The sequence below is a fragment of the Accumulibacter sp. genome, assembly GCF_031732815.1.
Classification (GTDB): Bacteria; Pseudomonadota; Gammaproteobacteria; order Burkholderiales; family Rhodocyclaceae; genus Accumulibacter.
In genome coordinates, this window is the sequence record NZ_JAVMKF010000069.1 from 1 (window position 1) to 7,084 (window position 7,084).

Consider the following 7,084-nt stretch of genomic DNA (forward strand, 5'->3'; position numbering starts at 1 on the left):
AGCACCTTGACCTGGGCAATGCACAGGTTGTCGATGATCTTCATGTGCGGGAAGAGCTCGAAGTTCTGGAAGACCATGCCAACCGTCGAACGCAACTTCGACAGATTGGTTTTCGGATCACCGACCGATACGCCGTTGACGATGATCTCGCCACTCTGGAAAGGCTCCAGCCCATTGACACACTTGATCAGCGTCGACTTGCCCGAACCCGAAGGCCCGCAGACGACGATCACTTCTCCCTTGTGCACCTGCGTCGTACAGTCGGTAAGCACCTGGAACGTGCCGAAATGCTTGCTGACCTTGTTCATCGAAATCATCGGATACTCCTTGCGTCTGCGCTGCCGCGATCGCTCAAGCGGTTTTCATCCGGTTCTGGAAGTGGCGCACCAGCCGCGATGCGGCAAAGCAGATGATGAAATAGACCGCGCCGGCAAAGAGCAGCAGTTCAACCAGCCGCCCATCGCGATCGCCCACCTTGTAAGCCGCGCCGAAAAAGTCGGCGAGCGCCGACACATAGACGAGCGAGGTATCCTGGAAAAGGATGATCCCCTGCGTCAGCAGCAACGGCACCATGTTGCGAAAAGCCTGCGGCAGGACGACCAGACGCATCGACTGGCCGTAGGTCATGCCGAGCGCGCTCGCCGCAGCCATCTGTCCCTTGGGCACCGACTGTATTCCGGCGCGAATGATCTCGGAATAGTAGGCGGCTTCGAACAGAGCAAAACCGGCGATCGCCGAAGCCAGACGCACGTCCGACCCCGGCGGCAGACCGAAGAGACGTTCGAGCAGGTGCGGCACGATGAGGAAGAACCACAGCAGCACCATGACCAGTGGCACCGCCCGGAAAAGGTTGACGTAGGCAGCGGCAAACCAGGAGAGAACGGCCACCGACGACAGGCGCATGAGCGCCAGCACGGTACCCCAGACGATGCCGAAAACAACCGCGCTGAGCGTGATCTCGAGCGAGATCTTCATCCCGTCCCAGAGGAAGGGCAACGCGTTGGGAATCGACGACCAATCGAATTCGTGCATCTCACTTCGCTCCGATATAGCCCGGGACGCGCACGTGTGCTTCGACCCAGCGCATGCCGAACATGACGACGACATTGATCGTCAGATAGGCAAGGGTAACCGCAATGAACGATTCATAGGGTTGCGCCGTATAGTCGACGAGTTGCCGGCCCTGCGCCGCCAGTTCGAGCAGGCCGATCGTCGAGCAGACCGCCGAGTTCTTGAAGATGTTAAGAAACTCGGAAGTCAGCGGGGGAACGATCAGACGCACGGCCATCGGCAGGAGGACATGGCGATAGGTTTGCGCCAGCGTGAAGCCCATCGCCAGCCCGGCGTTCTTCTGCCCCGGCGGCAGCGAATTGATTCCCGAACGAACCTGTTCGGCCACCCGCGCGCTGGTAAACAGGGCAAGACAGACCATCGAGGCGAGAAACTGCTGGAGTATCGGGTTGGTCTGCTTGAACGCATTCCCGAGTTGCTCGGGCAGCAGCTCGGGCATGACGAAATACCAGAGAAAAAGCTGCACGAGCAGAGGAATATTGCGGAAGACCTCGACGTAGGCAGTGGCGATTCCCGCCAACAATTTGTTCGGCACCGTGCGCAGGATGCCGACCACCGCGCCCACCGCCAGGGCGATCAGCCAGGCGGAGAGCGACAGGGCGATGGTCATCTTGAAGCCATAGAACATCCAGCCAAGATAGGTATCGTCGCCCGTCGCCGTCGGCTGCAGAAAGACGCCCCAGTTCCAGTTGTAGGCCATCAGTCGAAGGCTTTGTCGTTAGGCGCCTTGTAGAGCGCTTTCACGACATCGGAAAGCGGGAAGTTGAGATTGAGGCCCTTCGGCGGAATCGGCTGCAGGAACCACTTGGCGTAGATCTTTTCCGCTTCACCCGAAGTCATCGCCTTGGCCAGCGCCGCGTCGACCAGCTTCTTGAACGCCGGATCGTCCTTGCGCATCATGCAGCCATACGCTTCGAAAGACTGCGGTGTACCGACCACCACCCAGTCGCTGGCGCGCTTGGCCTTGGCCATTTCTCCGTAGAGCAGCGCGTCGTCCATCATGAAAGCAACCGCGCGACCGGTTTCCAGCGTGAGAAACGATTCGCCGTGATCCTTGGCGCTGATCACGTTCATCTTCATCTGCTTTTCTTCGTTCATCCGGCGCAGCAGGCGCTCGGAAGTCGTCCCGGCGGTCGTCACCACGTTCTTGCCGGCCAGGTCGGGGAAATCCTTGATGCCGGAATTCGTCTTCGTCATCAGACGCGTCCCGATGACGAAAATGCTGTTCGAGAAGCTGACCTGCTTTTGACGTTCGGTATTGTTCGTCGTCGAGCCGCATTCGATATCGACCGAACCGTTCTGCACCAGCGTGATGCGGTTGGCCGAGGTGACCGGCATCAGCTTGGTGTCGAGCTTGGCCATCTTCAGTTCGGTCTTCACCGCATCGACGACCTTGAGCATCAGCTCATGCGAGTAGCCGATGACCTGCTGCTTGTCGTCGTAATACGAAAACGGGATCGACGACTCGCGATGGCCCAGGGCAATGATCCCCGTATCTTTGATCTTCTTCAGCGTACCGGTCAGCTCCTGGGCGAAAAGCGGTGGCGCCGAGAGCATGCCGACAGCGAGCAGAGCCGCCAGTGCCTGGCGCTTGATATTCTTCTTCATAATCTTCTCCTTCCTCTCCAGAAAACGTATCGTTTATCGGGTTGACACCCGGAATTTATGATTGTGGCACGACTTGCGCGCGAAACCAAGCAATGACCAGCGCATGGTTTACGCGCGATCTGCCGCCCGCAGGCGGCCGTCGGCTCGCCAGGCAAGCGAACGCGCGCAGAGCAGTACGCGCAGCGCTCACCGTTCGACCGCGCCGATGGCTTACAATTCGGCTGCAGGTCAGAGCTTTCGCCCGACGTTCCGGATGATGAGCAAAGCGATGACCATCCGCTCTTCCGCGCCCACCGGCAAGTGCGGGCTGCGTCGGTCGCCGGCGCGACCCGTCCGGGAGAGTCCGTCAGCCAAATCAAACGAAGCAACGGCATGCCAGCGGCGCCCATCCTCTACCGCATCCAGCCAAGCAAGGTGCACGCGCATCTGTTCGAGGTTCGCTGCACGCTGCGTAATCCGGCAGCGGGTGGCCAGCGTTTTGCGCTGCCCGCCTGGATTCCCGGCAGCTACATGATTCGCGATTTTGCCCGCCACATCGTGTCGATCCGTGCCGAGTCGGCGGGCCGACCGCTGCGCCTGGAGAAGATCGACAAGCAGACCTGGCAGGCGGCAGCGACCAGAGAGCGCCGCGCGCTGAGCGTGACCTGCCAGGTCTACGCCCGGGATCTCTCGGTGCGCGCTGCGCATCTCGACCAGTCGCACGCCTTCTTCAACGGCGCCAGCGTCTTCCTGCGGCCGCTCGGGCAGGAGCATCTGCCCTGCCTGGTCGATATTCAGCCGCCGCGCGGGAAGGCGTTTGCGAATTGGCGGGTGGCCACCGCGCTGGCGCCCGCAACCGGCGAAAAGGGCTGCGCAAAACCACATGGCTTTGGCCTCTACCGCGCCGCCGACTACGACGAGCTGATCGACCATCCGGTTGAAATCGGAACCTTCGCGCACGCTGCCTTCAGCGCTTGCGGCATTCGCCACGAGGTCGCCGTCAGCGGCCGGCACGACGCCGACCTGAAGCGCCTGACCAACGACCTGCAACGCCTTTGCGAATGGCAGATTCGCTTCTTCGGCGAGCCCGCACCGATGCCCGCTTACGTGTTCCTGATCACCGCCGTCGACGAGGCCTACGGCGGACTCGAACATCGCGCCTCGACGGCCTTGCTCTGTTCCCGCGACGATCTGCCCTACCCCGGCATGCGCGGCACACCCGAACGTTATCGCGCCTTCCTCGGCCTGTGCAGCCACGAGTATTTCCACACCTGGAACGTCAAGCGCATCAAGCCTGCCGCCTTCTGCCCGTATCGGCTCGAGGCTGAAACCTACACGACGCTGCTCTGGGCTTTCGAAGGTTTCACTTCGTACTATGACGATCTGACGCTCCTGCGCTGCCGCCTGATCAGCCGCAGGCAGTGGCTGGACGGGCTCGCCAGGACAATCGACAAGGTTCAGCGCGCCCCCGGGCGGCACGTTCAGACGCTGGCTGAAGCGAGTTTCGACGCCTGGACCAAGCACTATCGGCCGGACGAGAACACGCCGAATGCCAGTGTCAACTACTACGCCAAGGGTGCGCTCGTCGCCCTCGCCCTCGACCTCACGCTGCGCGCCGGAAGCGGCGGCCGGGTCAGCCTGGACGACGTCATGCGGACGCTCTGGCAACGCTTCGGCCGCGACGCCGGCAGCCCGGGAATCGACGACGACGACCTCCAGCGGATTGCCGAAGAGCTCTCCGGAATCCCGCTCGCCGGCTTCTTCACCGCCGCCGTGCACGGCACCGACGATCTGGCACTCGCCGAACTGCTCAAGCCGTTTGCCGTTCGGTTGACGCACAGCGCTGCGTCGAGAACGCCGCAGCTCGGCGTACACACCGCCCATGCTGGCGACCAAGTCCGTCTGGCAACGGTCTACAGCGACGGTCCGGCGCAGGTCGCCGGGCTGTCAGCGGGTGATCTGCTCGTTGCCATCGACGGGCTGCGCGTGACACCAGACAGCTTCGAGCGCCTGCTCAGCCGGCGCAAGGCCGGCCAGCGCGTCGAGGTCCTCGCCTTCCGGCGCGACGAACTGCTCGCCTTTTCGGTCGAACTGGCCGCTCCTGCGGCCGACCGGCACAAGCTGCATCTTGCTCAGCGCGGCAACGCTTTGCGCCGCGCCTGGCTGGGCAGGGCGGGCAGACACGAGTGTTCGACCGATTGCGGAAGCAACGAACAATGACCGACCTGGCAACGCTGCGCAAGAACTACGAACGCGGCAAACTCAGTGAACACGCATCGCACGCCGATCCGCTGGCGCAATTCGCCCAGTGGTTCGAGGAAGCCCTTGCCGCCCAGCTTCCCGAACCAAACGCCATGACGCTGGCCACCGTCGATGAGCGCCAGCGCCCGTCGACGCGCATCGTGCTGATCAAGGGCTACGACGAACATGGCCTGAGCTGGTTCACCAACTACGAGAGTCGCAAGGGACGCGAGCTGGCGAGCAACCCATGGGCTGCCCTGCAGTTCCACTGGGTTGAACTCGAGCGCGTCGTGCGCATCGAGGGCCGGGTCGAAAAGCTGACCGAAACCGAAAGCGACGCCTACTACGCCAGTCGCCCACTCGATTCACGCCTCGGCGCCTGGGCCAGCCCACAAAGCCAGGTGATCGCCGACCGCGGTGTACTGGTCGCCAACGCGGCGCACTATGCGGCGCGTTTCCTGCTTGACCCGCCGCGCCCGCCGCATTGGGGAGGTTACCGCCTGCGACCCGACACCTGGGAATTCTGGCAGGGTCGGAAGAGTCGCTTGCACGATCGCCTGCGCTATCGGCTGGACGACTCGCGACAATGGATTCGCGAACGTCTGGCCCCCTGATCCGTACCCGACCGTAGCGCGCACGCGAGAACCGGCGCCAGCGACCGACGACCGCATCGCCAGCAGGCGCTCAGGCGGTCGAACAAGCGTCCTTGCCCGCTGTCGCAGGCCGATATAATGTTGTGTACGCCCACACCTCGGGCGCGCCTGGTAGCAGACGGACAGCCGGCAAGCCGCCGGGGCACATGGCGCAGTGCGGTGCCTGCAGAGGCCGAGGCAGCGTGACTGCGCGACGCGGGCGGTGCAGCCCGCTGATGACCTTGGGGGACGAAGCGATGAGCTTGCGAGAACGAGAAATCAGCGCCCATTCCGACGGCTCACGGTCGATCCACGCCCACCTGTTCGTGCTCCTGCTCGCCTGTCTGAACCTGACAGCGTGTGCCTCGCTCACCCTCGACATCGTCCGTGACGACCAACTGGTGGCGAGTGACGAAGCCCCGGGGGTCGACCTCGCCCGCCAAGGCATGCTCCTGCGCGCGACGCCGGGCATGGCCCTGCAGGCGGGCGACGAGTTGCGCACCGATGCGCGGTCGACGGCGGTGGTCAGCTTTTTCAGTGGCGCGCGCGCGTATGTCCAGCCGAACAGCCAGGTGCGGCTGGGCAGCCTTCTCGTCTATCTCGGTGAAGTGCTGGTCAAGGCCCGGGGCTACTTTCGCGTCGACACGAAATACGCCACGGCCGCCTCCGAAGGCACCGAATACCTCGTTCGCGTCGACCCCGGCGACCGCCTCCAGGTCATCGTCGCCGAGGACCGCGTCAGCCTGAGCTCGCCCAGCCAGGCCTGGCCGACGAAGTCTCTCGGCGTCGGACAAACGGCTCACCTCAACGGACCCGACCTGCTTGAAGTCGGCCGGGCAGCGCCCGGCGAAGTCGAGGCGATCCGGAACCGCATGCGCAGCCTCGACCAGGTCGTCCCCAGCCACGCCGGCATTGGCACCGCGCTGCTCGTCGGCGCCGCGATCACCGCCGGTGCCGTGGCCATCGGCAGCCAGGAGCATAACGAACGCGACAGCGATCGCCGCCGCCGTACGCCCGACCGACCGGCAACGGATCAGCTCAGCCCACAGGATCCACTGGGTCCCGCGCGTCGTCGTTGACCGCCATGCGGCGCGCCAGACGACGCTCAGCGAAGCCGCCTGGCGGTCTGTCCGGCTGACCCGTGAGCCGAATATTCATCAGCTATCGGCGGGAAGACAGCATCGCTTACGCTGGGCGCCTGTACGACCACCTGGCGGCGCATTTCGGCGCCGACCGGGTGTTCATGGACCTCGGCCAGATCAAGGCTGGTGAAGATTTCACGCGCGTGCTGGCCGAGCAGATCGCCGCCTGCGACGTCGTCGTCGCGCTGATCGGGCCGGACTGGCTGAACGCGAGCAATGCCCAGGGACGCCGGCTCGACCAGGCGGACGACTTCGTGCGCTACGAGCTGGCGAGCGCGCTTGCCCAGGGCAAGCGCGTGGTTCCACTGCTCGTCGGCGGTGCGCGCATGCCGGCCAGCGGCGACCTGCCGCCGGCGATCGCCGAGTTGGCGCACCGCCAGGCGCACGAACTCGACGACCGCCGCTTTCAGC

At 64.0% G+C, this 7,084-nt stretch carries 8 protein-coding genes; 4 read left to right on the forward strand and 4 right to left on the reverse strand.

All coding sequences use genetic code 11. The features are described from left to right. The 4 genes from RKP46_RS06005 to RKP46_RS06020 all read right to left on the reverse strand — a co-directional run. Nucleotides 1-317 (reverse strand): ATP-binding cassette domain-containing protein (locus RKP46_RS06005; RefSeq protein WP_311105794.1); only part of this gene is annotated, 317 nt, incomplete at its 3' end. Between the two features lie 34 nt (nucleotides 318-351). Beyond that, nucleotides 352-1,032, reverse strand: a complete 681-nt coding sequence (gene gltK / locus RKP46_RS06010) for a glutamate/aspartate ABC transporter permease GltK (protein WP_311105795.1) — start codon at nucleotides 1,030-1,032, stop codon at nucleotides 352-354. A 1-nt stretch (nucleotide 1,033) separates the two neighbouring features. After that, a complete protein-coding gene (locus RKP46_RS06015) occupies nucleotides 1,034-1,771 on the reverse strand; it encodes an amino acid ABC transporter permease (RefSeq protein WP_311105796.1) in 738 nt (245 codons plus the stop codon). Beyond that, a complete protein-coding gene (locus RKP46_RS06020) occupies nucleotides 1,771-2,679 on the reverse strand; it encodes a glutamate/aspartate ABC transporter substrate-binding protein (protein WP_311105797.1) in 909 nt (302 codons plus the stop codon). Before RKP46_RS06020 ends, RKP46_RS06015 begins: the two co-directional genes overlap by 1 nt. Before the next feature lie 372 nt (nucleotides 2,680-3,051). On the opposite strand from RKP46_RS06020, the gene RKP46_RS06025 reads away from it, so the two are divergent. The 4 genes from RKP46_RS06025 to RKP46_RS06040 all read left to right on the forward strand — a co-directional run. Beyond that, the gene (locus tag RKP46_RS06025; RefSeq protein WP_311105798.1) at nucleotides 3,052-4,878 is read left to right on the forward strand and encodes a PDZ domain-containing protein; all 1,827 of its coding nucleotides are present in this window, start codon (nucleotides 3,052-3,054) and stop codon (nucleotides 4,876-4,878) included. Then, the gene (pdxH, locus tag RKP46_RS06030; protein WP_311105799.1) at nucleotides 4,875-5,513 is read left to right on the forward strand and encodes a pyridoxamine 5'-phosphate oxidase; all 639 of its coding nucleotides are present in this window, start codon (nucleotides 4,875-4,877) and stop codon (nucleotides 5,511-5,513) included. The genes RKP46_RS06025 and pdxH overlap by 4 nt, the downstream gene beginning before the upstream one ends. A 275-nt stretch (nucleotides 5,514-5,788) precedes the next feature. Continuing rightward, a complete protein-coding gene (locus RKP46_RS06035; RefSeq protein ID WP_311105800.1) occupies nucleotides 5,789-6,610 on the forward strand; it encodes a hypothetical protein in 822 nt (273 codons plus the stop codon). A gap of 62 nt (nucleotides 6,611-6,672) precedes the next feature. Then, a partial coding sequence (locus tag RKP46_RS06040) for a toll/interleukin-1 receptor domain-containing protein (protein ID WP_311105801.1) occupies nucleotides 6,673-7,084 on the forward strand: 412 nt, incomplete at its 3' end.

Excerpts from the sequence above, each read along its gene's own strand:
- gltK (WP_311105795.1), bottom strand. The coding sequence starts at position 1,032 with ATGCACGAATTCGATTGGTCGTCGATTCCCAACGCGTTGCCCTTCCTC.
- pdxH (WP_311105799.1), top strand. The coding sequence starts at position 4,875 with ATGACCGACCTGGCAACGCTGCGCAAGAACTACGAACGCGGCAAACTC.
- RKP46_RS06015 (WP_311105796.1), bottom strand. The coding sequence starts at position 1,771 with ATGGCCTACAACTGGAACTGGGGCGTCTTTCTGCAGCCGACGGCGACG.
- RKP46_RS06020 (WP_311105797.1), bottom strand. The coding sequence starts at position 2,679 with ATGAAGAAGAATATCAAGCGCCAGGCACTGGCGGCTCTGCTCGCTGTC.
- RKP46_RS06035 (WP_311105800.1), top strand. The coding sequence starts at position 5,789 with ATGAGCTTGCGAGAACGAGAAATCAGCGCCCATTCCGACGGCTCACGG.
- RKP46_RS06025 (WP_311105798.1), top strand. The coding sequence starts at position 3,052 with ATGCCAGCGGCGCCCATCCTCTACCGCATCCAGCCAAGCAAGGTGCAC.